The organism is Paraburkholderia panacisoli, assembly GCF_008369935.1.
Classification (GTDB): domain Bacteria; phylum Pseudomonadota; class Gammaproteobacteria; order Burkholderiales; family Burkholderiaceae; genus Paraburkholderia; species Paraburkholderia panacisoli.
In genome coordinates, this window is the sequence record NZ_VTUZ01000001.1 from 200,355 (window position 1) to 221,582 (window position 21,228).

A 21,228-nucleotide genomic window follows, 5' to 3' on the forward strand; every position below is an offset into this window, starting at 1 on the left:
TTCGTGAGCGGATTATCGGGAACGTTTGTGACTGCCGGATGACTTCGGTTTCGATCGAGGCGCGGCGGCGCACGAGGAGTTGCGGCGCGGTTGCAGGTCGGCTAGCCACGGCGATGCCACGGTTTGGTGCGCTCGCCGGGCGATGGTAGAATTCGCGACCGCGCGCGATTGCGGCCCCTGCCGGGGTGATGAAATTGGTAAACATAGCGGACTTAAAATCCGCCGCTTCACAGCTTGCCGGTTCGAGTCCGGTCCCCGGCACCAGGGCACATTTTGACGGCACGCAACGCAACGCAACGCAATGCCGTGAAACTCAAGCCAGATAAGGCTTTCCGGGCTTTCCGTCAGTCGACCTTGAATGACGGCGCGCAACGCGACAGAACGCAAAATCGCTTGAAATCCCACGAAAATCACACATACTTTCCCACGCGGGCAAGCGCGCCCGCGCGCTGAACCGAAAAGGGGAAAGCTTGTGGCATCGTTTCAGAAGGTGAAAGGTGGTTGGCGCGCCTATGTCGAACGGCGCGGCGTGCGTGCAACCGGCACATACGATACAAAGGCAAAAGCCCAGGCATGGGCGGGCGAAGTCGAGGCTGCGATCCTTAACGGCACCTACCGTGCGCCGAACGCGCCGCCCACCGCCGAAAGCATGACGGTTGCGGAATTATTCCGGCGCTACAGTCAGAAGGTATCGACGACGAAAGACGGCGCGAAGTGGGAGCAATCGCGGATCGAAAAATTCCTGGCCGATAACGAGGCAATCGCCGCAACGCGCCTGAGCGAATGCACGTCACAGCAGTTCGCCGACTGGCGCGATGCGCGGCTCGAACATGTGAGCAGCGCGACCGTGATCCGCGAAATGAACCTGTACTCGAACATTTTTTGCGTCGCGCGCGATGAATCGAAACTGATTGAGAAAAGCCCATTGTCGGGCGTGCGCCGTCCGAAAGAACCGAAGCCGCGCGACCGTCGCATAAGTGACGACGAATCCGAAAAACTTCTGTTCGCCCTTGGCTACGGCGGGAATGACTTTGCAACGATATCGGCACGAGTCGGCGCAATGTTCCTGTTTGCCATTGAAACCGGCGCGAGGGCCAGCGAAATGGTTCGCCTGACGTGGGACCGCGTGACGCTTTCGCGCCAGTATGTGCACTTTCCGAAAACCAAAAACGGTTTCGCACGCGACGTCGCGTTATCGCCGCGCGCGATCAAGATCATTCAGAGTTTTGCGCCGTTGCGCGACAAGGAAAACAAGGCCGATCCCGTTTTCAAGGTGAACACTTCACAGCTTGATGCACTGTTCCGCAAGGCACGCGACAAGTGCAAGATCAAAGACCTTCATTTTCACGACACGCGGCATGAGGCAATCACGCGCCTCGCAAAGAAACTTGCCGTTCTCGACCTGGCGCGCATGGTCGGTATCCGTGACCTCGATATCCTGATGGTCTACTACAACGAGACAGCCGAGGACATGGCCAAGAAACTTGCGAACTAGTGCGCCGCTTTCGGGCCGTGGTCATTCCGGTATGACTCGGCCCACCGTATCACTTCAATCGCCTTCCACAGCGGTCTGCTACGCGCTCCGGGCTTCTCTCCCGGCAACCTGATTACCTGCGGAAAACCCGGCAAGCATACGATGCGGTTGCGCGTTGATTCGGGCGAGCGTTTCAGATAAGCCGCAATGGTTTCGATATCCCACAGCGCGACGCCCAGGGGCACGTGCGGGTCCAGCTTCGCCAGATTCGCGGCGATGCGCGCCGCCAGTACGTCGATCGTTTCAGTTTCGGTCATGGTGAGCCCTCGTGTTCATCCTGTCGGGCCTTCACTTCCATCAATACCATATCGAGCGAGTTGGTCTTGCCCAGCAGCGGCTTGGCCTGCGCACGCCGGAACAGTTCACTGACCTCGCGCGCGCGCTCTTTCTGGCAGACGGGGCAGACGTGCACCGTGCGGTCGAAATAGCCGGTGAACCAGTCCCAGCCACGCGCGAACTTCGGCATCGCCTTTTGACGGCAGAACAGGCAGCGGAACATCATGTGGCTCCCTTCGGGTTGAACCGGCTATGCGGCTCGCGCGGTGTTGTCGGCTCGAACAGGTTGCCGAGAATGTCGATGAGCATGCGCAGCTTGAACGCGTCCACTTCGTCCTGGACGGCATCGATCACCCGCGCGCGCGCATCCTCGTTGTCAAGATCAGGCAACGCCAGCAGAATCTCTGCGAGCGCCGACGCGCCGCTATAGAACGCAATTTCCATATCGCGCCGCTGTGACGCGGTCGCGGACGCGGGAATGAACCGTTGCGCCAGGTGTTGCCATGTTTCATTCAGCGTTGCCATTTGAACCTCCCTCTAAGATGGTCCTCTCTGCGCTGCTGCATCATCCGGCGCGCAACATCGCCGCGCTTTCGCTTCTTCCTTCGTCCTGGCGTTCAGGTGTATGAAGCCTGCAAACGTGCCGCCAGCCGTGCACATCAAGTCCCAGATGCCCGCCGTATCGCGATAGATGATTCGATACTTCGCGACGTCGATGCCAGCGGCAACGAGATCGGCGATCACGTTTGCAGCGTCGTTCGTAACCGACCGGCCGCGGTCATGATCGATGATGCAAACGAATTCCTCTTCAATGGTGTAGCTATACGTCGAGCGCGGCTCGCGCCGCCGCCGCTTTCCAGCGTTCATTTGTCTTCTCGTGGGGAGTTGGTTTTTTTGAACAATGTGTCGTCACGCGACAACGAGCCCTGGCCTTCTCACGCATGCCCCACAGCACGCAAAGACTTCCTTTCCTTTAATGGCGCGCGAGCGCGACCTCGCCGTTCAACCAGTGCGAGAGCCAGCGCTTGAGCGCAGACACACTGCCATTCACGCGCACGAACGGGACGTCCAGATGCTTCGACGCGGCGTCCACGTCATGCCCGGTGAAATCGACCATCGATAGCACCACGTCAGCCTGAGCGCCGCGCGCGAGCATGCCGGCGCCGCCGTGCCCGCCACTGCCGCCGACCTGCTGCGACTTGATGAACGTGAACTCGACCGCGTCGGCAAAGGCACGTTTCACGTCTTCGGCCTGTTGATTCAGCAGACCGACAACCGTGACGCGCGGCTTGCGCTCACGCGGCGGCGTGTGCACGCGTGTCGTGCCCTCGGGCAGCGCGCCCGGTTGCATGGGTATTCCCTGCAATGTGTTGATGACCTGTCGCATGACGGCTTCCTGTATCTGCTCACCTAAGCCGCGGATCAGCTGCCGGCCGATCTTCATCGCGAGCGCCCGGATGAGCGATTCAATGGAAAGGTCAGGCAGATTCACTGGCGCGGCTTTGGCAGGTTTGACAGCTTCGGCGATGGCTTCGGCTTTCGCGGAGTCCGCCGCCGCCGCTCGCTCGCGCGCCTCGGCCTGTTCAACAGCATCGATCTGTTGCCATAGCTCATGAATCCATTTCACTTCGGCCATCGTCGTGATGGTTCGCTGGCGGTGTCCGGGCAGATAGCCGAACACGGCCTTGCGGATCGCTTCGAGCGGCGTCATGTCGGCGAACGAGGCACGCAATCGTTTGCTCTCGCGCGCAACGATGAGCTTTTCGGCGTCGGTCCAGCGCACCATCGCCTTGCGTTCGTCAGGTTCCGGCGCGTTTTTGTTGGTTGCGCGTGCAACGAATTCCTCGACATGCGCATCAGCGTTGGCAGTCGGTGCAACGTCGGGTCCATCGATGGACTGCACGGGGGGACATTCCGGCACGGGTTCCGCAGCGGTTTCCTCCGGGGCCGGGACCGGTTCCGTCGAGGAGGACGACGCATCGGCGTCCGGTTGCTTTTCTGGCTCGGCGGCGCGCAGCGACTTCCAGATTGGAATGATCGCCGACTCGATGTCCTTCATCTGGCGGATCGAGCGATGCCGGTGTGGCTCCAGCGCTTCCTCCTGTCCGCGTAGTACCGCCGCGATGCTCGAGATGTGTTCGGCGTTGAGTATCCGGTACGACGCATGCGCGACGCGCTCCGCTTCCTCCGGCGTCCATCGGACGGGCTTCGATACAACCGGTACAGCGTGACCATTCATTGATTCGCGTTGGCGCTTGCGGTCCATCACCTGAACATACGGATGCATCATGTATCTCCTGTTTTGTTACAGCGTTTTAAGCGGTCTGCGAAGAAATATAGATCGTCGAAAAGGGTCCGAGCCAGAAAAAAAGTCATTCAATTTGTATCAACCAGCAAGCCATGAGTTGGCTGAATGAGATGATGCGGTGGGTTACTGAGATCGTTGCATTAACAACAAAATAGATATGCTCAAAATCACCATGTAGCCGGGTCAAGGCACTCGGCCATGCCCCAGCAACAGGGACCGCACAGACCGGGGCTATAGATGACCTCGCCGTCCTTCACAGCGGTCACGGTCGGCGTCTCGCCGCACGTGTCGCACGCATGCTCGTAGTCCGGTTCGAACGAGTCGAAGTCGATCACATCTTCACCGGCTCCGATCCGTTCACGCTGCTTCTTTGCGCCTTTGCTCATGGGTTCGTCTCCCGTTCTGAAATGGTCCTGAGTCGTCGCGTCCCACAGATTCATCATTGCTTTGCGCTCCTGTCGAAAAAATCCAGCCACTCGATATACGTCAGAGGGTGCACATACGGCGCAAGCTGCGCGAGCGCTGCGCGATATTCGAGATATTCGAGATACATTGCGGCTCCTGTTCAGTGAAGCGGATCCGGCGGTCCCTTTTTCTTCGAGCGACGGCTGATCTGCTCGATGATCTGTTTGCCTGGGCCGCCATCGCCATCGACACCGGGCAGGCCCGGTTGATCCGGCTCGCCCTTCACCTCGTCCAGCCCGCCCATGTGCGCCTGCGAATCGGCGACGACAATCAGGCACATCTGGCCGCGCGCGTCCGCAAGATCGAGGCGCGCCGGGTCGCGGTCGGAAATCGCGAGCACAGCCTCGACCTTCTCGCCGAACACGATCTTCTTCAGGTCGGCGACGACCGTGACACGCTTCTCGCTCGCGATCAGCTTGACGGCCTGGCGTACGTTGTCGGCCACGCGCATGCGCAGGCGCTCGATGATCGCGTTCTGTTCCTGCTCGGACAGCTTCGGCCAGATATCGGGCATGACCTTCAACTCGCGCGTGAGCGCGTTCAACAGATCACCCGCGACCGTCTCACTCGCCATTGCAATGCCTTCATTGACACGGACCATGTTGTTCTCCCTGATGGATGCCAGCGGCTAGTTCTTTCCGCGCGGACGGCGCGCAGGCTTGTTGTTCAACTGTTCGCGTTTCTCGTTGAACACGTCGACCAGTTCCTGACGCTGTTGCGGATCGGTGATGCTCGCGATCAGGTCGGCGGCCTGGTCAAGTTGATCGTTGTTTTCCGACTCCAGGAGCATCGCGACAATCTCGGCGTAGCTGAACGGGGCATGACTTTCCTCGCCCGGTTCGCCCGCCTGTTCTTCCTGATTGCCTGCCGGTTGCTCAGTGGGTTGCTCTGCCGGCTGGGTGATCTGTTGCGCGGTCTGTTCCGCCTTGCCGCGCATACGTGACTTCACCGACTCTGTGCGGCTCGCAGCGGCGTTCGCGGCCGGCGCCTCGTCCGTCGCGAGCGTCGGCAGTTCAAACCAGTCCGCCGCGACGCTCATGCCGTCTTTCAGGCTGTTGTAGATCTTGCGCAACTGCACCGCGAGCGCAGGCGTGAGCGAGTCAAGACGGCGCTGGATGCGCTTCTCGATCATTTCCTTGTTGACGCCCAACTCGGCGAAGCGCTCGACCATCTGCGCGATGAACTCCGCGTTGATGTCGATCTTCGTTTTCAGCGTCGTGTCGCACTGCTCGACGGCCGCTTCGATCACGTCGCCGTCGATCACCGCGAGAATGCAGGCGCGCTTGCGGCGCGCGCCGTAGTTGGCAATCAGTTCGTAGATATCGCGCTCGTCGGTCAGCACATAGCCGCCGCCGTTTTTCTTGTCGCGCCAGTGGCGCACGGTGAACGACTTGACCTCGCGGTAGTTCGACTCGAGATCCCATGCATACGCGAGACATTCGGACACGCCCTCGCGACGGCTGATTTCCTTCACGCCGACTTCCATGTTGCCCCAGTGCTTCGCGATGGTCTCGGCGAGCTTGATGCTCGGCCCGGTGATATCGTTGCCACCGCGGCTGTACTGGTAGGTCGCTTTCTCCGCGAGCTTCGGTCGCGTGCAGTCCTGAAGGATGCGGTCCATCGCGTGACGCGGATCACGGGGTTGCGCTCGCGCGATGAGCAGAGCCGCCTGGACTTCGGCGATTGCCTTCTGCTGTTCAACCGATACGACCGCGCCTTCATGACGCGGCGCGCTGGAGCCGAACGGATTCGCAATGTCATTCATGGTCTAGTCCTTTGCCTTCACATGGCGACAGTCAACGTAGGTGGCCGCTTCGACCTCGTATGCCTTGCGCGTGATGGTCTTGCGGCGATAACCGCTGCCATCGGCAAGACGCCCGAACGTGGCGTTACCGAGTGCGGCGAGGATATGGTTGCGTGCTGCGTCGGCGACGTCGCTGTACTGCTTGGTGAGCGCGCTGGCCTGTTCCTTGACGCGGTGCCAGTGCTCGATATCGTCATCGAACGCCACTTCGGTGCCGTCCGTGCCCGGATAGAGTTTCGCCAGCAACTGGCGTGTGTCGGGACGTGAGTAGTCCAGTTCGGGTGCGTCGTGACGCTCGACGCGCTGCCAGAAATCGCGCTCGCCGTCGATAATCATTTCCGCCAATTCCGGATCGCGCCGGATGATGAACAGTTCCAGGCGGTTGCCGCCGACACATGCGGACAGATGCCACTCGGGATAGTCGAGCACGATCATGTAGTGCTGGCACTGCAACAGGTAGTCTTCGGGCACCTCGTCGGAGCCGGGTTCGCCCCATTCGCCCATGCGGAACGCCATTGCGTCGACGTTCTTGCATTCGAGGCCGCGCTTCTGGCCTTCGATGATGCGGTCCACGTTCGCCAGCATCCACGGATATTTCGGATGACGGAGTATTTCATTGCGGCGGCGCACCTTCACGCCCATGCGGCGCGCGTACTCGCGCGCAATGATGTCCTCCATGATTCGTCCGAAATGCACACGCTCGACGTGATCGATATCTTCAGCTTCGACCTCGCCGGTCTTTTCGGCCCACAACGCATAGGTGCTCTTGTACGGCGACAGTCCAAGTGCGGCAGCGGCGTCACTGCCACCGACGCCATGACGGCGTTCGGCAAGCCATTGTTCGCGGTTCATGAGAGTTTGACGTAAGCGAAGGTGCGCGCCACGCTGGGTGGCAGGTATGCGGAGCCGATGCGAACGCGGGGATGCGCATGCTTCCACTGTTCGAACCATGCCCGGCGCTGGCGTTGCGACAGGTGACGCAGATATGCGCGGTGTTGGAAGAGCCCGTTCATGAGTTAAGTCGAGTTATGTCGCAACGAATGTTTTCGGTTCGCTGGAGTAAATACGACTGAAACGAATTGGTCAAGATAATGACAACCCTTGCATTTTCTATTTGACGAATTAACGTTGTTCGGATGAACGTAAAACAGATCGTGCAATTGATGGGCGGTAGAAATGCGGTCAGCCGCCTGACCGGTGTGCCCCCCCATTATGTCTCGCAGATGCAGTCCCAGCATAGGCTTGCGGACCATTATCTGCGTTTTTTTATTGCATTGCGGCCTGAACTGGAATGGGCCGTCTTATTAGGCGATGACTATTGTCGATTCATTCCGCTGATTAACGATAAAGCCTTAACCAGATTGAGAAATGGCCGAAAAAATGGCCGCATAAAGCACAAAAAAAGTCCAAAGCCGATTGACAACGTTAATCGACTTGCAAGCGAATGACGGGTAATTGAAACGGATTGAAACAGCCTGTAACAGAAACTGGAGTTTCCGATGAAAATATGCTCAGGCGAGGCCGTCGACCAGCCGCGCACACGCAAGGTGCACAACCCGTACCGCAAGGTTCTGATCCGCACCTGGACCGACCAGAAGTTCAAGCAGCTTTCGCCGATGCCCGCGTCGGGCCAGTCGTTATGGCTCTATCTGCTCACCGGCCCGTTCACGCGCGGGATTCCGGGTGTCGTGCGCGCTGGCCGCATGGCGATGGCGGAGACATTGAACTGGTCGCAGGACGACTTCGACCGTTGCTTCGACGAGATTGCTGCACAAAAAATGAGCAACTTCGATTGGGACGCGCAGTTGATCTGGCTGCCTCACGGCATCGAATACAACAGTCCGTCATCGCCGAACGCGGTCAAGTCGTGGCGCAACGAGTGGGATCTGATACCCGATTGCGCGTTGAAAGATCGCATTTATCACGCGCTGAAAGATCACGTTGACAAACTCGGAACGGCCTACGCACAAGCGTTTGAGGCGAGCATCAGCCCGCCGACGCCGTTCGGTACGCCGTTCGGTACGCCGTCACGGAGGGCATCACGTACGGCGTCCAGCACGCCTTCGCGTACGCCATCCGTTAAGGCGTCCTTAACGCCGTCCCGTACGCCATCCGTTACTCAGAGAACAGAGAGCAGTAAACAGAACCCCAAAGTCAAAACCGTTCCAGCGGCTTCGCCGCTGGTACACGCGCGCGCGAAGGGTGACCAAAAAAGCGGCAACGAGCCTGCAAACGCCGTCGAAAACGACACCGACGAAACCGTCGAACCCTTGCCGGACAAGGCTGAGAGCGATGCAACGGCGTCCGTGACGCCATCCGGGACGCCATCCGCAACGGCGTCACGCAAGGCGTCGAGAACGGCGTCAGCGACGGCGTCGCGCAAGGCGTCGTTGCCGGACACCGCCGCGACATGGGCCGCGTACAGCGAGGCGTATGCCGCCCGCTATGGCGTCGAGCCGATCCGCAACGCCACGGTCAACTCGCAGATGGTGAATTTCGTCAAGCGCGTCGGCATGGTCGAGGCGCCGGAAATCGTCCGGTTCTACCTGACGCACAACAACCGCTTCTACGTGCAGCACATGCACCTCGTCGGCTCGATGCTCCAGGACGCGGAGAAACTGCGCACCGAATGGGTCACGCAGCGGCCGATGACGTCGACCGAGGCCGCGCAGGCAGACCGCACCGCGGCGAACTTCAATGCGATGGCGCCGCTCTTTGCCGAGGCCCGCGCGCAGGAACAGCAGGCCAAACCCGCAGAGGTCAACCATGCCAAGCATCGCATTGCTTGAGGCTATCGCTGTGACGGCGGAACTGTGCGGGCGCGTGTTCTCGGCGCCAGCCGCGAAGATGTTCGCGCACGACCTGAGCCGCTTTCCCGAGGAACAGGTGCTGGCCGCGCTCACGCGTTGCCGTCGCGAAGTGCGCGGCGTGCTCACCGTGCAGGACGTCGTGTCGCGCATCGATGACGGCCGCCCTGGGCCCGACGAGGCGTGGGCGCTGATGCCACGTGACGAGGCGCAGACGATTGTCTGGACCGACGAGATGGCGTCGGCATGGGGCGTCGCACTGCCGCTGCTCGACGTGGGCGACAACGTCGGCGCGCGGCTCGCGTTCCGTGAGCATTACGCGCGTGCCGTGACCCTCGCGCGCGATGCAGGACGCGCGCCGCACTGGCAGGTGTCGTATGGCACCGATCCGCATGGCAGGCTGCTCGCATTGCTTGAGGCCGCCGACCGTGGTCGCATCACGCGCGAACAGGCGCACCGTTTCGCGCCTCACGAACTGCCCACGCCCGCCGGATTGCAGCTACTCGAAAAGGCGGGTGTCAAGGTCAAGCGCATCGGGAGCAAACCATGAGCATCCACGAAACGCACCACTTCAACTGCCTCAATGAAGCGGAACACGAACGGCTCGCGCTGCTTGCCGAGGAAATGGCCGAAGCGATCCACGCAATCGGGAAGATTCTGCGTCACGGGTATGAGAGCCGCAATCCGCTGATGCCGCGGGGCCCGACGAACCGCGACTGGCTCGAACAGGAAATGGCGCACGTCTATGTCGCTGCACGCCTCATGTTCGACGCGGGCGATATCCGCCGCGTGGCGTGTGCCGAGCATGAGTCGATCAAACAGGAATCGCTGCACCGTTACATGCATCATCAACCGAGGCCGCACTGATATGACACCACTCAGGTTCAAGACCGCGTTCGATGCGCAACCCGCCATTGCCCGCAAGCTGTTTGATTTCGTTCCGATTCAGGATGCGTGGCCCGTCAACAAGATCATCAGCGAGATGATGCGCGCCGGTATTCCGCGCGTGGATGTGAAAACGGCCGAGGGATGCATGAACAAGCTCAAGGATGCGCACCTCGTGAAGGAGCCCGAGCGTGGCATTTTCCAGCGCATCGTGCCCCGCGACCGCGAAGCGCCAAAACTGGAAATCTGCCCGCCGACCCCTCACGCCGGTGCTACCCCTGGCACCGGCGCTACCCCTATCCTGGGAAATTCCCAAGATGCCAGCGCGACCGCGCCGACCGTCGTGCTCGGCGATTTGGCAATGACGCTTCGGCACATGGCGTCGCTGCTGAATAAGATCGCCGACACGCTCGATCAGTCTGCGCTCGAATTTGAAGATCGCATCGAAGCGGTCGAAAAAGCGGCTGTCGCGCTTCCGCGAGTTGAGCGCGTTCCTGAAAGAGTTCTAGCGCCATGACGCTCACGGCGATCCGCTTCGTTGTACCCGGTCAACCTGTCGCCAAGGGGCGCGCACGCGCGCGCCTCTCACGCACGCGCGAAGGTCGCGACTTCATCCAGCAGTACACGCCTGCCGACACGCGCGCGTATGAACGCAGTGTGGCCTTCGAGGCAAAGATCGCGATGGAACGGCGCACGCCGATTACCGGCGCACTGGTGCTGATCGTGCATGCGTATTTCGGCATTCCGGCTTCATGGCCTCAGTGGAAACAGCGTGAAGCGCGCTCCGGTCTCGTTGTGCCGACCGGGCGCCCTGACTGGGACAACATCGGGAAAATCTGTTCGGACGCGATGAACAAGGTTGTGTATCGCGATGACAGCGCGATTGTCGACGCCTGTGTGCGCAAGCGTTTTTCGCGTGACCCGCGCATTGAAATCGAGGTACGCACGCTCAATCCGCTGCGGCGCGAAGAACCTGAACTGCTCGATGAGAACATGGTGAGCGAAACATGAGCGGCGTCTTTCTCAGCGTGCCCGTTGCACTTCACGTTGCGTACATGATGCCCGCCTATCCGAACGCGCCCGAATCCCTGCTTGCGAAGGTCCAACGCATGAAGGTGCGCAAGGGCGACGTGTGGCGTTATTCGCGTCCGAAGGTAGTGTTTTTCGAGTCGCTGAACGCGCTCGAAATCCGCGCGCAATGCACACTGATTCGTGAGAAGGTCGCGCGTTGCCTGCAACACCCGGAGTGCACCGTGATCCGCGCGCGCTACGGGCTCCTCGAATACGAGGACGTCAACGGCGAGCGTCGCTTTGCCTTCAGTCACGATCTGGCCGACGCGTTCGACGCACTCAGCCAGTGGCTCGCGCCGTCTTTCGACCGACTCGACGCCGACGTGCGCAGACTGCTCGTCGCCTACGCATTCACCGATAGTCGGCGCACGAAAATCACGTTGCGCCGCATTGCCGCCGAGCACGGCCATTCGCATGTCTACTACCACCACTACTACCACGCGATCGACGAGCGGCTGACTGCCGTCGAAGTGCGCGCGCTCGATCTGCTCACGCCGTTACTCGCCGACCGTGGCACCTGCAATGGTGAACCGGTCGTCGAAGTCGTCACTAGCTAGCGAGAAAACATTTGGCGAGACGGATGGCTGCTCTCCGGCGATGCGACAGGCGCTAGATGTGAGCGCTCGCTACGATCGGAGAACCTCGGTAGGTGCCGACGCGTTCTCTGCGGCCCGCTCATCAGCTGACGCGTTCTGGTGTTTGACCGCTGTATCGCGTAGGAGATCAATCAGCTTCTTATAATCTGCCGCGTTTTCAATCATAGCGAACTTAGAGCGCGCAACTAAGCGTTCTTGCTCGCTTAGCAGGGGGGCGACCATCTCAAGCAGATGATCAAAACGACGAATGTAGCTTATGAGCAAGGAAGTTCGCGTAAAACGATACAGCGCCAATATCACGAAGTATCCGGCGATTGAAACGACCGTCCGGGGGACCCAATGCGAAGTTGAAATCCCCGCGGCCGTACGATCTGAGCCATACAGTTCGGCAAGGATAAGTCCGATTTGACCGCAAGCGGCGAAGTATGCAGCACACCAAAAGGCAACTGCGGGATGCAAATAGCTCCGCCTTGCCACCGCCTCAAAAAATCTTGTCTGGGCTCGTCGCGATCCCAGAGTAACGAGCTTCATAGTGGCGTTTCGAACTCTGTCGGCAGTGCCGATAAGCAGCGGTTTCGCAATAAAATCCCAAAATGCACTGCCGGCCGCCGGCACCAAAAAAAGCGCTACAAGCGCTGTTAGCCATTGTCCCCAACCAGTCGGAAATGAAAACATTTTTTATCTCACTTGAGTGTTAGCGCATTTTCTTGGTACGAGTGTGTGAAGACCTTCGCACCGGTCGACGGTTACCGCCCTCAAGGCAGCGTAGCGTAGTTGAATATCTCAGAAGGCGGAAGACGACGTGCTCATCGTGGGCTACGTGAATTGCGACAAACAGAATGAGCTAGGCTGCAGGTTTTTTGCACGCTATGACCATGGAGCGCTCATGGGTGTGTGCCCCAGAGAACCCCCCCGAACCTCCGGAGAATCCGCCGCTGACCATTGACGCGTTTTCATCGCTTCGGTCGAGGACATCATAGCCGGACGACTTGCAGAGATCTCCGGCCGCCTGAAAGCATTTGTCCCAGCCCCGCGCGAGCCCGCTGCAGTTGAGGGTGTAGGCCCTCCGGCCGTCAGAGGAATAACTCTCGTGCACGGTAGCGCACCCCGACATTGCGGCTACAAGCGTTAGGAATATAAAGGTACGTTTCATAGATGCGCCGTTCTTTGAATTCGTAGAGCAATTTCGCTGGACTAGCGGGGATAATACGCGGTGATTTTCTCGTTCGAGGTCTTTTCCAGCTTCCCACACCCGCGCGTTGTCAAATTCATGGAAATGAGGCGTCTTTTTCGCCCAATTCACTTGCATGGCTTGGTCGAGCCGACTGCCCCGAATGTCCCTCTTGAGGATGGAACGCCGCAATGACAGCTTATGGCCGCACTCGGCCCGATGATGGCCGACTCAGTGAATCGGGCATCTAGCGGCTATGGAGGCGAAGGCGCTTTATGGAAGTATCGTAGCTCTAACGCCATCTCAACAGCCCTAATCAATCCAGTGCCGTTTAATGGTTTTGTCAGGTAGCCTGCGGCACCTTGCGCGAGAGCCTTCTTGCGAACGGCCGGATCGTCGTTCGCGGTAAGGAAGATGATGGGCACGCCAGTCGGGGCCACGCGACGTTGTAGCTCAAGCCCATCGATCCCTGGCATCTGGAAGTCCACGATCACGCAGGCGGGCCGGCACGAAGCTGCCGACGACAGCGTGCCTAGAAATGCCTCGCCATCGGGAAAAGTCTCTGCCTCTAGCCCGGCGGAGCGGAGCAAACGCTTGAGGGCGCGCCGAACTGATTCGTCATCGTCGACCACCGCGACGATTTGATTGAGGTCGACCATTGACTTCGCGATAGCGCCCGGCGAGCTGGTTGTACCTACAGCTTAAGCGGGGATCAATTGATGCGCTATACGACTTTCGCCTCACAGGGGGTGCCGCACGAAGGCGAGTTGATCGACCATTATCAATATCGCGGTCAGGCAACGATATATGACCTTTCAGTCGTGTAAGGCAAAGCCTTTGCGAAAGCCTTTCGTGAAGGCTTCCGCGTGGCTTGACAAGCAGATTCACCGAACCCGTGCCCAAATCATCGCCAACTTTGCCTGCATTCAGCGGCACCGACCGGCACTTGATCGCCGCGTGCCCACGTTAGCTGCGAGTCACGAGCGTCAGATGTGCAAGCCCCGCCGCGACGGCCGGCAGACGACCCGAAGCGGCCAACGGACGTGCGAAGTGGAAGCGGCTGATGGTCAACCGGAAGCGGCCTTTCGTGTCCGTTCCGATAGTTCGGCATTCTTAGGTAATGCTCCACAAGCGAACGGCGCGCGGTGATGGTCGCCCCTGCGTCCTGACGCCGCTTTTCACCCGCGCTAGTAAGCCACTTTAAATCGAATAGAAAAAATTCTGTAAACCACTATTCTTTATGCGGGATGGCCAGCGGTTGAGAGGTATTCGAGCAGAAGGGAGTTAATAAATTGATCACTAACATATTGCGCCGCGCGTCCAGGGCTACCTGGGTATCGGTTTTGCTGCTGACCACCGCTCCTCACGCCTACTCTGCCTCCGAGCAGAAAGAACCACCGGTCCGTGCCGCGCGAGCTGAGCCCGAAACCGCCTCACAAGCCCAGGCTCGGGCGATTCTGATGAAAATGGCGGAGTTCCTTGGCGGGACGCCGAGCTTTCGTGTCGGTGTGCGCAGCGGGTACGACGCCGTGCAGCCGTCCGGGCAGAAAATCGAATTCGGCGAATACCGCACCGTTACGTTGAGCCGGCCCGATCGCATGCGCGTGGAAAGCGAACGCAGCGATGGCGCAAAAACGCTCGTTGTGCTCACCGGGAAAGAGATCGTTCTGGTCGATCTCGCCAGCAAAGTCTATGCGACGGCGCCGCAACCAGGCACTCTGGACGAGAGCATCGTGTATTTCGTCAAGGATCTCGGCATGCGCCTGCCGCTCGCGGCGCTCCTGTTGAACCGGCTGCCTGAAGAATTGCAAGCCCGGGTACGGTCGGTGGACTATGTGGAGAAGACGAGTATCTACGGCACTGCGTCCTATCATCTAGCCGCGCGTACCGACACAGTGGATTTTCAGGTGTGGATAGCAGATGGCGACAAGCCTCTGCTGCAGCGGATCGTACTGACTTACAAAAAGGCGGTGGGCCAGCCTCAGTTCTGGGCGGAATTTGTCGACTGGAATCTTGCCCCCCAGCTTAACGATGCGACATTCTCGGCACAGATTCCCGATGGCCTGCAAAAAGTCGCGTTCGCAGCGCAGCTTCCGCGTGCGTCGCCCACGGCTCGCCAGTCGTCTGCGAAGAAGGGAGCCAAATGATGAAAACAGGATCATGGGATCGTGCCGTCACGGCACTCGTCGCCGCAGTATTCGCGCTGGGCTTGATGAATCAGGCGGAGTCACGAGGCGAGAGAGGCGGTGGTGCTCGTGGTGGTGGTGGCGGCGATGGCAGCTTTTCCCGTGGCGGGGCGGCGTCGTCTGGAGGGTTGTCATCCGGCGGCACAACCGCAGCGCAAGGTCGCACACAACGCGGTGGTGGCGGCCAGCAGGCAGCGGCGCAGCAGAGTCAGGCCTCGCGTCAAGCTACTTCAAGTGCGAATCAGAGTGCGCGCCAGAGTTCGGCGAGTTCGATGCAGGCAACCTCCAGCCAGAATCAGGCGAACCGCCAGCAGAGCACGAGCGGGAACCAGGCCCAGCGCCAGGCTACGTCGAGCCAGAACCAGAGCACGCGACAGACCGCCGCGGCTCAAACGACCAGCCAAAACCAGAGTACGCGTCAATCCACCGCTAAGGAGATGCAGAACACGCGTGCTACGAACGTGACCAACGTGCAGAACAACTACTCGGGCGGTTGCTACGACTGCAACTCGGACTGGGACGGCGGTTCTGCGGCGGCCGGATTTGTGGCCGGGGCAATGGTGGTCGGTGCGGCCGCTGCCGCAACCACACCGCCACCCGCTACCACCACCGTCGTCGCTGCGCCTGCGCCTGTCGCGCCGCCGTGCAACGTCGCCCCCATCGCCGTTAAGGACGTGCCGTACTATAAGTGTGGCGCGACTTGGTACGCGACGGGATATGGGAGCGGCGGCGTGGTGTACACGCAAGTTCCGCCACCGCCCGGATACTGATCGCGGTAGCCTCGCGGCACGACCCGGCGATTGACCGTTAGCCGGGACGGAGCCGACGTTCGAATGTCAGCACGAAAGCCGCGTGCTGCCGCACGCAGGAAACTCTTGTTGCCCGACCCGTTGAGGTCCTTTCTACAACTCAGGCATACGGTTACGCCCAACGCGGAGGCGAAAAGGGCCGTCGATTATGCCCGTTTTCTTGACATCTTTTAACAAACAGCCTATGAATATGCCAACTCTCGGAAAGTCCGCTTCAACTTAAGCCCGCCGCTGCGCGGGCTTTTCTTTTTTGGAGTCGCGAATGCCCGCACGTGCGCACCGCCCATGCCGTCATCCGGGTTGCCCGGCACTTGTGAGGGTGCGTCACGGTCTGTGTCCGGACCATCTGAAATCGGCGCGCAAACGCGCGGACGAGCAGCGGGACAGTTCTGCCGAAAGAGGGTATGGCGCTGCATGGCGCAGGGCACGCGCGGCGTTCCTGCGTCTGCATCCCGTGTGCGAATGCGATGAATGCCGCGCTCAACACCGGCTGCTACCCGCGTCCGTGGTCGATCACCGCGTGCCGCACCGTGGTGACATGCGCGTGTTCTGGGACCAGTCCAACTGGCAGGCGCTCGCCAAGCGCTGCCACGACCGCAAGACGGCCACGCACGATGGTGGCTTTGGCAATGCCCTGCGCTGAAGGGCGCGCGCGGCAAATCACGCTTCATCGATTGTGCCGCATCTCAGATCATCCGATGTCGCATGAGTAGCCATAGGATGATGCACGGGAGGGCTTCGAATCCTCAGACGAATCAGCGCCGACGACCGCGCCCGGAGCCTTGAATTTTCGGCCGCGCTATTTGAACGGTCCATTAGACGACTAGGGAAAACGTGAAAACGCCCGCATGGCCAGCCGATCAGGTTGAACGTCGAGCCCTGGAGCATCTGATTCCGAACGCGCGCAACGCCCGCACGCACAGCGATGCGCAGGTTGCGCAGATTGCTGCGTCGATGCACGAATGGGGATGGACAAACCCGGTGCTGGTCGACGAGGACGGCACGATCATCGCCGGACATGGGCGCATTCTCGCCGCGCGTGTGCTCGGATGGTCCGAGGCCCCTGTGATGGTTGCACGCGGTTGGACGCCGGCGCAAAAGCGCGCCTACATGATCGCGGACAACCGTCTCGCCGAGAACGCCGGATGGGACGCGAAACTGCTGACGGTGGAAATGCAGGACTTGAGTGCGGAAGGATTCGACCTCGGGCTGATCGGTTTCTCGGATCGCGACCTCGAATCGATGATGGCGCCGGTCGCGGGCGACGAGGAGGGCATCGACGAGGTATCGGGCGACCTGCCCGGTGCGCATGCGCTGAAAGACGACATGAGCTTTCCGAGCGACCTGCCGTGGAACATCCCTGAATTCCGCCGCGACATGCTCGCGGACATTCCGGCCGGTCTGGATTCGTGGGCTGGCCGCGATGCGACGCCCGATGACGGCAAGACGCACTGGCTCTGGCAGTGGCGCTCCGACTCGCTGCGCGGCATGCCGCGCGAGCGCTTCATGATCGGCTTCTACGTCGACGACACGCGCTTCGAATGCCTGTGGGACGCACCGGCAGAGTACGTCGGCAAGATGCTCAACCTCGGCTGCACGCTCGCGCTCTCGCCGAACTATTCGCTCTGGACCGATCAGGCGCTCGCGGTGCAGTTGTGGAACACGTACCGCGCACGCTGGGTCGGGCGCTACTTGCAGGAAGCGGGCATCGCCGTGATACCGGACGTGAACTGGTCGCTGGATGCGAGCTTCGAGTTCTGTTTCCTGGGCATCCCGGTCGGCGCGCCGGCGATATCGGTGCAGTTGCAGACCCTGAACAACCCGCAGGAAGTCGTGAACGCTGCGCGGGGTCTGGGCGTGGCGCTCGAGCGGCTCAAGCCGGAGCGCGTGCTTGTGTATGGCTTCACTTCCGCGCGACAGGTGGTCGAGGAGCTGGGCATCGCCGACAAGGCGGTGATCGTTGAGAACCGCGTCGCCAAACGGCGCAGAGTGATGGAGGCTGAATCATGAAAGACATCTATGGCAACGGCGGTGGTGGCGGCAAGGGGGAAACCGGCAAGAACGCGGTCTTCGACAAGCGCGGCAACCGGCTGACCGGTGCGGCCCGCGAGCGCGAACTGGCGCGCCGTCAGACGGCGACCAAGGGCGGCCGTGGCGTTGCCGCTGCGAAGAAGACCGCGAGCCGCACATCGGTGAAGGCACCGGCGATCAAGGGCCGCCGCAAATAACCACGCGTAGCACGCGCCAGTGTCCGCGTGGGTAGTCGTCCATGGGCAGCGGTGCCCGCAGTTCGGGATCGTAGGCCATGCCTTTCCTGATCGCGATCCAGTGGCCGAAGGGCACGCCGGTACGCCGCCCGATGACGACGGCGACGCCGTCAGGAAACGCGGTCTCGCGCAGCGTGAGACGCCCTGCGGCGACCGTCTTCCACTCTTTCCACTCGCGCCCGGTGAGGCCGGAAAGTAACGCGATCATTTCGCTCACGTACAGCCCCTCCTCGCGATGCGGGGTGAATCCGGCCGCGCGCATGGTGGTGCGATAGGCGCGACCGGTGAGCATCGCCGCAACGGCAATGCCGCAGTCATTCGCATTGATCTGTCGGACGTGTTGCATTTGGAGTCCTGACCTATGACGTTTTTCAGCCGTCGCAACGATACCGAAGTTCGCCTTCGCCTCGCTGTTGACATGTCTCCCATCCTTGAAATCCTAGGACAAATCATGAGCGCACTTGACGATCTGAAAGCAGAAGTTGCCGCAACCCTCACGGTTGAACAATCGGCGGTCACGCTGATTCAGGGCATCGCCGCGCAACTGGTGGCGGCACTGGCAAACCAGACGAATCCCGATTCGGCTCTGGTTGACCTGACGACGCAACTGAAGACCAACGCCGATGCGCTGGCCGCGGCGGTCACGGCGAACACGCCTGCGGCACCGCCCGCACCGGCACCGGCACCGTAACACGCGAGGTTCGTGATGGGACGCAAGATGACGCCGACCGCGCTGAAGGTGGTGCGCGGCAACCCCGGCAAGCGCCCGTTGAACGAGCACGAGCCGAAGCCCGCGGCCGCGGACGGCGAGGACGTACCGGAGTGGCTGAGTCCGGAAGCGCAGGAACACTGGCCGGTGATCGCGGCGCAACTGGCCGACGCGGGCGTGCTGACGGTACTGGACCGGCCCGCACTCGCGCAGTACTGCGAGGCGTTCGTGATCTGGAAACAGGCGTACGACAAGGTGCTCAAGTTCGGGATGGTCGTGAAGGCGCAGTCCGGGTTTCCGGTGCAGTCGCCGTTCCTGTCCATCGCGAACCAGCAGAGCGAGCGCATGTTGCGAATCATGTGCGAGTTCGGCATGACGCCGTCGAGCCGCGCGCGTGTCGCCGTCTCGAAACCGGACGGCGAGAACGCGTTCGCGAAGTTCGTCAAGAAGGGCTGATTGCGCCATCCACACGTCAACGCGGCGCATGCCTGGGCGCGCGGCGCGGTGGCCGGTACGCGACCGGCCTGCAAGTGGGTACGGCTCGCGTGCCAGCGGCATCTCGATGACCTGAGACGGGCGGACGAAAAGGCCTGGCCGTATTACTTCGACGCCGACGCAGGCGAGCGCGTTTGCGAATTTGTCGAACTGCTGCCGCACACGAAGGGCCAATGGGCGCAACGCGGCGAACGCCTGCATCTGGAAAGCTGGGAAGCGTTCATCTTCGTGTGCGTGTACGGATGGAAGCGCAAGAAGAACGGCACGCGGCGCTTTCGCGAACTGTACGGCGAGATCCCACGGAAGAACGGCAAGAGCCAGCTTGGCGCGTCCATCGGCCTGTACATGCTCATTGGCGACGCCGAGGCGGGTGCCGAGGTCTACAGCGGCGCGACGACCGAGAAACAGGCCTGGGAAGTGTTCGGACCGGCGCGCCGCATGGTCGAACGCACGCCCGGACTGCGGCATGCGGCCGGTGTCGAGGTCTGGGCCAAATCGCTCGCGATTCCCGCTGACGGTTCGAAGTTCGAGCCGATCGTCGGCAAGCCGGGCGACGGCGCCAGCCCGTCGTGCACGGTGATTGACGAGTTTCACGAGCATGACACGCCGGACCTGCTCGATACGATGCAGACGGGCATGGGCGCGCGCACACAGCCGCTCACGGCGATCATCACGACGGCGGGCTACAACCTCGCGGGACCGTGCTACGACAAGCACATCGAGGTCAAGAAAGTGCTCGAAGGGCTGATCGAGAACGATGAACTGTTCGGGATCATCTTTTCAATCGATCTCGAGGCCTACGAGTGGCATGGCGTAAAGGTGCCGCCCGATGACTGGGCCGATCCCGCGGCGCTGAAGAAGGCGAACCCGAACTACGGCGTGTCGCTCGACGTGGATTTCCTGCTCGCGCAGCAGCGGCGCGCGTGCATGAACCCGGTCGAACAGAACCGCTTCAAGACGAAGCACCTGAATGTCTGGTGCAGTGCGCGCGCCGCTTGGATGAACATGCAGCAGTGGGCAATGTGCGCCGATCCGGGCCTTTCGATTGATGAATTCGCGGGCGAGGACTGCTATTTTGCGCTGGATCTGGCGAGCAAGATCGACATATGCGCGTTCACGCAGGTTTTCAAACGCATGCTGAACGGCGTCGACCATTACTACGCGTTTGGCAAGTACTACCTGCCCGAGGACACCATCGAGGAAAGTAAGGTGAACCAGGCGCTGTACCGCAAGTGGGTGATCCAGGGCTATCTGACGGCCACCGATGGCGCGGAAATCGACTACGACGTGATCCGCGAAGAGGTCAGGGCGATGGGCAGGCGTTTTAACGTGCTCGAAGTGGCCTATGACCCGTGGGGCGCGACGCAGCTTGCCCACCAGATGGCCGATGACGGCGCAATCGTCGTCGAGTTCGCGATGACAACCAAGAATTTCAGTCCGGCGATGAAGGAAATCAACGCAGCGGTGAAGGCGGGTCGCTTTCACCATGACGGCAACCCGGTGCTGGCGTGGATGGTGTCGAACGTGGTCGCCAAAGAGGATGCAAACGAGAACATTTTTCCCCGCAAGGAAAAAACCGAACAGAAGATTGACGGCGCGGTGTCGACCATCATGGGTGTGGCCCGCGCGATGGTGCACGCAGAGCTGTATCCGACCTTTCCCGATAACCATCCCCTCACCGTGATATGACACCTCTCACCTACAACCTCGCGTTGCTGGTCGGCATCATCCTGATCGGCGCGGGCGTCGGCTTGACGAGCATTCCGCACGCGCTGGTGGTGGTCGGCGCACTGATCGTGTTCCTGACGCTATTCGGCGCATTCATGGCGCGGGCACAGTAGAGCC

29 protein-coding genes and 1 tRNA gene are annotated in these 21,228 nt (G+C 60.8%); 18 read left to right on the forward strand and 12 right to left on the reverse strand.

Annotated features, from left to right (window positions below; translation table 11 throughout):
• The first annotated feature begins 179 nt into the window (after positions 1–179).
• Positions 180–264, forward strand: a tRNA-Leu gene (locus tag FVF58_RS00885).
• 583 nt (positions 265–847) lie between these two features.
• On the forward strand, positions 848–1,495 hold the full coding sequence (locus FVF58_RS51140; protein WP_188130674.1) for a site-specific integrase: 648 nt from the start codon (positions 848–850) through the stop codon (positions 1,493–1,495).
• On the opposite strand, the gene FVF58_RS00895 is transcribed toward FVF58_RS51140, so the two are convergent.
• The 9 genes from FVF58_RS00895 to FVF58_RS00935 all read right to left on the reverse strand — a co-directional run bounded on the left by FVF58_RS00895 (position 1,492) and on the right by FVF58_RS00935 (position 7,239).
• Entirely contained in the window at positions 1,492–1,791 is a 300-nt protein-coding gene (locus tag FVF58_RS00895) for a hypothetical protein (protein WP_149668070.1), read from the reverse strand. The genes FVF58_RS51140 and FVF58_RS00895 overlap by 4 nt on opposite strands.
• Entirely contained in the window at positions 1,788–2,033 is a 246-nt protein-coding gene (locus tag FVF58_RS00900) for a hypothetical protein (RefSeq protein WP_149668071.1), read from the reverse strand. Before FVF58_RS00900 ends, FVF58_RS00895 begins: the two co-directional genes overlap by 4 nt.
• On the reverse strand, positions 2,033–2,335 hold the full coding sequence (locus FVF58_RS00905; protein ID WP_149668072.1) for a hypothetical protein: 303 nt from the start codon (positions 2,333–2,335) through the stop codon (positions 2,033–2,035). Before FVF58_RS00905 ends, FVF58_RS00900 begins: the two co-directional genes overlap by 1 nt.
• Before the next feature lie 12 nt (positions 2,336–2,347).
• Positions 2,348–2,677 (reverse strand): hypothetical protein, encoded by a 330-nt coding sequence (locus FVF58_RS00910; protein ID WP_149668073.1) that lies wholly within the window; start codon positions 2,675–2,677, stop codon positions 2,348–2,350.
• 106 nt (positions 2,678–2,783) lie between these two features.
• Positions 2,784–4,100 carry a hypothetical protein gene (locus FVF58_RS00915; protein WP_149668074.1) on the reverse strand — a complete coding sequence of 439 codons (1,317 nt, stop codon included), beginning with the start codon at positions 4,098–4,100 and terminating at the stop codon, positions 2,784–2,786.
• A gap of 185 nt (positions 4,101–4,285) precedes the next feature.
• Entirely contained in the window at positions 4,286–4,504 is a 219-nt protein-coding gene (locus FVF58_RS00920) for a hypothetical protein (RefSeq protein WP_149668075.1), read from the reverse strand.
• A 179-nt stretch (positions 4,505–4,683) separates the two neighbouring features.
• Positions 4,684–5,184 carry a hypothetical protein gene (locus FVF58_RS00925; RefSeq protein ID WP_149668076.1) on the reverse strand — a complete coding sequence of 167 codons (501 nt, stop codon included), beginning with the start codon at positions 5,182–5,184 and terminating at the stop codon, positions 4,684–4,686.
• Positions 5,185–5,211: 27 nt separating this feature from the next.
• Positions 5,212–6,348, reverse strand: a complete 1,137-nt coding sequence (locus FVF58_RS00930) for a hypothetical protein (protein ID WP_188130675.1) — start codon at positions 6,346–6,348, stop codon at positions 5,212–5,214.
• Positions 6,349–6,351: 3 nt separating this feature from the next.
• On the reverse strand, positions 6,352–7,239 hold the full coding sequence (locus tag FVF58_RS00935; protein WP_149668077.1) for a YqaJ viral recombinase family nuclease: 888 nt from the start codon (positions 7,237–7,239) through the stop codon (positions 6,352–6,354).
• A 284-nt stretch (positions 7,240–7,523) separates the two neighbouring features.
• Here FVF58_RS00935 and FVF58_RS00940 point away from each other — a divergent pair, with 284 nt between their 5' ends.
• Genes FVF58_RS00940 through FVF58_RS00970 form a run of 7 tightly spaced genes read left to right on the forward strand, consistent with a single transcriptional unit; the run spans position 7,524 to position 11,707 of the window.
• On the forward strand, positions 7,524–7,835 hold the full coding sequence (locus FVF58_RS00940) for a hypothetical protein (protein WP_149668078.1): 312 nt from the start codon (positions 7,524–7,526) through the stop codon (positions 7,833–7,835).
• A gap of 51 nt (positions 7,836–7,886) precedes the next feature.
• The gene (locus FVF58_RS00945) at positions 7,887–9,176 is read left to right on the forward strand and encodes a hypothetical protein (protein WP_149668079.1); all 1,290 of its coding nucleotides are present in this window, start codon (positions 7,887–7,889) and stop codon (positions 9,174–9,176) included.
• On the forward strand, positions 9,154–9,744 hold the full coding sequence (locus FVF58_RS00950; RefSeq protein ID WP_149668080.1) for a hypothetical protein: 591 nt from the start codon (positions 9,154–9,156) through the stop codon (positions 9,742–9,744). The genes FVF58_RS00945 and FVF58_RS00950 overlap by 23 nt, the downstream gene beginning before the upstream one ends.
• The gene (locus FVF58_RS00955) at positions 9,741–10,061 is read left to right on the forward strand and encodes a nucleoside triphosphate pyrophosphohydrolase family protein (protein ID WP_149668081.1); all 321 of its coding nucleotides are present in this window, start codon (positions 9,741–9,743) and stop codon (positions 10,059–10,061) included. Before FVF58_RS00950 ends, FVF58_RS00955 begins: the two co-directional genes overlap by 4 nt.
• A gap of 1 nt (position 10,062) precedes the next feature.
• Positions 10,063–10,596, forward strand: coding sequence for a hypothetical protein (locus FVF58_RS00960; RefSeq protein WP_149668082.1), 534 nt, complete (start codon positions 10,063–10,065; stop codon positions 10,594–10,596).
• On the forward strand, positions 10,593–11,090 hold the full coding sequence (locus FVF58_RS00965; protein ID WP_149668083.1) for a RusA family crossover junction endodeoxyribonuclease: 498 nt from the start codon (positions 10,593–10,595) through the stop codon (positions 11,088–11,090). The genes FVF58_RS00960 and FVF58_RS00965 overlap by 4 nt, the downstream gene beginning before the upstream one ends.
• On the forward strand, positions 11,087–11,707 hold the full coding sequence (locus tag FVF58_RS00970) for an exonuclease V subunit gamma (protein WP_149668084.1): 621 nt from the start codon (positions 11,087–11,089) through the stop codon (positions 11,705–11,707). Before FVF58_RS00965 ends, FVF58_RS00970 begins: the two co-directional genes overlap by 4 nt.
• Positions 11,708–11,776: 69 nt before the next feature.
• Here the strand turns inward: FVF58_RS00970 and FVF58_RS00975 are convergent, their stop codons facing one another.
• Together FVF58_RS00975 and FVF58_RS00980 are read right to left on the reverse strand one after the other, a co-directional pair.
• On the reverse strand, positions 11,777–12,421 hold the full coding sequence (locus FVF58_RS00975) for a hypothetical protein (RefSeq protein ID WP_149668085.1): 645 nt from the start codon (positions 12,419–12,421) through the stop codon (positions 11,777–11,779).
• A gap of 750 nt (positions 12,422–13,171) precedes the next feature.
• Positions 13,172–13,576: a response regulator transcription factor gene (locus FVF58_RS00980; RefSeq protein ID WP_149668086.1), complete on the reverse strand. Its 405-nt coding sequence runs from the start codon at positions 13,574–13,576 to the stop codon at positions 13,172–13,174.
• 684 nt (positions 13,577–14,260) lie between these two features.
• On the opposite strand from FVF58_RS00980, the gene FVF58_RS00985 reads away from it, so the two are divergent.
• The 5 genes from FVF58_RS00985 (at position 14,261) to FVF58_RS01005 (ending at position 18,140) form a co-directional block, all read left to right on the forward strand.
• On the forward strand, positions 14,261–15,064 hold the full coding sequence (locus FVF58_RS00985) for a DUF2092 domain-containing protein (RefSeq protein ID WP_246216889.1): 804 nt from the start codon (positions 14,261–14,263) through the stop codon (positions 15,062–15,064).
• Positions 15,064–15,873, forward strand: a complete 810-nt coding sequence (locus FVF58_RS00990; protein ID WP_149668087.1) for a hypothetical protein — start codon at positions 15,064–15,066, stop codon at positions 15,871–15,873. The genes FVF58_RS00985 and FVF58_RS00990 overlap by 1 nt, the downstream gene beginning before the upstream one ends.
• A 301-nt stretch (positions 15,874–16,174) precedes the next feature.
• Positions 16,175–16,555 carry an HNH endonuclease gene (locus FVF58_RS00995; protein ID WP_149668088.1) on the forward strand — a complete coding sequence of 127 codons (381 nt, stop codon included), beginning with the start codon at positions 16,175–16,177 and terminating at the stop codon, positions 16,553–16,555.
• 191 nt (positions 16,556–16,746) lie between these two features.
• On the forward strand, positions 16,747–17,922 hold the full coding sequence (locus FVF58_RS51145) for a DUF4417 domain-containing protein (RefSeq protein WP_188130676.1): 1,176 nt from the start codon (positions 16,747–16,749) through the stop codon (positions 17,920–17,922).
• Entirely contained in the window at positions 17,919–18,140 is a 222-nt protein-coding gene (locus FVF58_RS01005) for a hypothetical protein (RefSeq protein ID WP_149668089.1), read from the forward strand. The genes FVF58_RS51145 and FVF58_RS01005 overlap by 4 nt, the downstream gene beginning before the upstream one ends.
• Here the strand turns inward: FVF58_RS01005 and FVF58_RS01010 are convergent.
• On the reverse strand, positions 18,121–18,525 hold the full coding sequence (locus FVF58_RS01010; protein ID WP_149668090.1) for a hypothetical protein: 405 nt from the start codon (positions 18,523–18,525) through the stop codon (positions 18,121–18,123). The two genes, FVF58_RS01005 and FVF58_RS01010, sit on opposite strands and share 20 nt — an antisense overlap.
• Positions 18,526–18,540: 15 nt before the next feature.
• On the opposite strand from FVF58_RS01010, the gene FVF58_RS01015 reads away from it, so the two are divergent.
• From FVF58_RS01015 to FVF58_RS51150, 4 genes are read left to right on the forward strand one after another with little or no spacing between them, the layout of a single operon-like run.
• Entirely contained in the window at positions 18,541–18,870 is a 330-nt protein-coding gene (locus tag FVF58_RS01015; protein ID WP_246216890.1) for a hypothetical protein, read from the forward strand.
• 15 nt (positions 18,871–18,885) lie between these two features.
• The gene (locus FVF58_RS01020) at positions 18,886–19,344 is read left to right on the forward strand and encodes a phage terminase small subunit P27 family (RefSeq protein WP_246216891.1); all 459 of its coding nucleotides are present in this window, start codon (positions 18,886–18,888) and stop codon (positions 19,342–19,344) included.
• Complete coding sequence (locus FVF58_RS01025) at positions 19,345–21,072, forward strand: terminase large subunit (protein WP_149668092.1); 1,728 nt, start codon at positions 19,345–19,347, stop codon at positions 21,070–21,072.
• Positions 21,069–21,224 (forward strand): hypothetical protein, encoded by a 156-nt coding sequence (locus FVF58_RS51150; protein WP_188130677.1) that lies wholly within the window; start codon positions 21,069–21,071, stop codon positions 21,222–21,224. Before FVF58_RS01025 ends, FVF58_RS51150 begins: the two co-directional genes overlap by 4 nt.
• Positions 21,225–21,228 lie beyond the last annotated feature (4 nt).

Excerpts from the sequence above, each read along its gene's own strand:
- FVF58_RS00905 (WP_149668072.1), bottom strand. The coding sequence starts at position 2,335 with ATGGCAACGCTGAATGAAACATGGCAACACCTGGCGCAACGGTTCATT.
- FVF58_RS01005 (WP_149668089.1), top strand. The coding sequence starts at position 17,919 with ATGAAAGACATCTATGGCAACGGCGGTGGTGGCGGCAAGGGGGAAACC.
- FVF58_RS00960 (WP_149668082.1), top strand. The coding sequence starts at position 10,063 with ATGACACCACTCAGGTTCAAGACCGCGTTCGATGCGCAACCCGCCATT.
- FVF58_RS00950 (WP_149668080.1), top strand. The coding sequence starts at position 9,154 with ATGCCAAGCATCGCATTGCTTGAGGCTATCGCTGTGACGGCGGAACTG.
- FVF58_RS00980 (WP_149668086.1), bottom strand. The coding sequence starts at position 13,576 with ATGGTCGACCTCAATCAAATCGTCGCGGTGGTCGACGATGACGAATCA.
- FVF58_RS00930 (WP_188130675.1), bottom strand. The coding sequence starts at position 6,348 with ATGAATGACATTGCGAATCCGTTCGGCTCCAGCGCGCCGCGTCATGAA.
- FVF58_RS51150 (WP_188130677.1), top strand. The coding sequence starts at position 21,069 with ATGACACCTCTCACCTACAACCTCGCGTTGCTGGTCGGCATCATCCTG.
- FVF58_RS00940 (WP_149668078.1), top strand. The coding sequence starts at position 7,524 with ATGAACGTAAAACAGATCGTGCAATTGATGGGCGGTAGAAATGCGGTC.
- FVF58_RS00955 (WP_149668081.1), top strand. The coding sequence starts at position 9,741 with ATGAGCATCCACGAAACGCACCACTTCAACTGCCTCAATGAAGCGGAA.
- FVF58_RS00945 (WP_149668079.1), top strand. The coding sequence starts at position 7,887 with ATGAAAATATGCTCAGGCGAGGCCGTCGACCAGCCGCGCACACGCAAG.
- FVF58_RS01015 (WP_246216890.1), top strand. The coding sequence starts at position 18,541 with ATGACGTTTTTCAGCCGTCGCAACGATACCGAAGTTCGCCTTCGCCTC.
- FVF58_RS00920 (WP_149668075.1), bottom strand. The coding sequence starts at position 4,504 with ATGAGCAAAGGCGCAAAGAAGCAGCGTGAACGGATCGGAGCCGGTGAA.
- FVF58_RS01020 (WP_246216891.1), top strand. The coding sequence starts at position 18,886 with ATGGGACGCAAGATGACGCCGACCGCGCTGAAGGTGGTGCGCGGCAAC.
- FVF58_RS00970 (WP_149668084.1), top strand. The coding sequence starts at position 11,087 with ATGAGCGGCGTCTTTCTCAGCGTGCCCGTTGCACTTCACGTTGCGTAC.
- FVF58_RS00935 (WP_149668077.1), bottom strand. The coding sequence starts at position 7,239 with ATGAACCGCGAACAATGGCTTGCCGAACGCCGTCATGGCGTCGGTGGC.
- FVF58_RS00995 (WP_149668088.1), top strand. The coding sequence starts at position 16,175 with ATGCCCGCACGTGCGCACCGCCCATGCCGTCATCCGGGTTGCCCGGCA.
- FVF58_RS00915 (WP_149668074.1), bottom strand. The coding sequence starts at position 4,100 with ATGATGCATCCGTATGTTCAGGTGATGGACCGCAAGCGCCAACGCGAA.
- FVF58_RS01010 (WP_149668090.1), bottom strand. The coding sequence starts at position 18,525 with ATGCAACACGTCCGACAGATCAATGCGAATGACTGCGGCATTGCCGTT.
- FVF58_RS00910 (WP_149668073.1), bottom strand. The coding sequence starts at position 2,677 with ATGAACGCTGGAAAGCGGCGGCGGCGCGAGCCGCGCTCGACGTATAGC.
- FVF58_RS00900 (WP_149668071.1), bottom strand. The coding sequence starts at position 2,033 with ATGTTCCGCTGCCTGTTCTGCCGTCAAAAGGCGATGCCGAAGTTCGCG.
- FVF58_RS00895 (WP_149668070.1), bottom strand. The coding sequence starts at position 1,791 with ATGACCGAAACTGAAACGATCGACGTACTGGCGGCGCGCATCGCCGCG.
- FVF58_RS00990 (WP_149668087.1), top strand. The coding sequence starts at position 15,064 with ATGAAAACAGGATCATGGGATCGTGCCGTCACGGCACTCGTCGCCGCA.
- FVF58_RS00965 (WP_149668083.1), top strand. The coding sequence starts at position 10,593 with ATGACGCTCACGGCGATCCGCTTCGTTGTACCCGGTCAACCTGTCGCC.
- FVF58_RS00925 (WP_149668076.1), bottom strand. The coding sequence starts at position 5,184 with ATGGTCCGTGTCAATGAAGGCATTGCAATGGCGAGTGAGACGGTCGCG.
- FVF58_RS00975 (WP_149668085.1), bottom strand. The coding sequence starts at position 12,421 with ATGTTTTCATTTCCGACTGGTTGGGGACAATGGCTAACAGCGCTTGTA.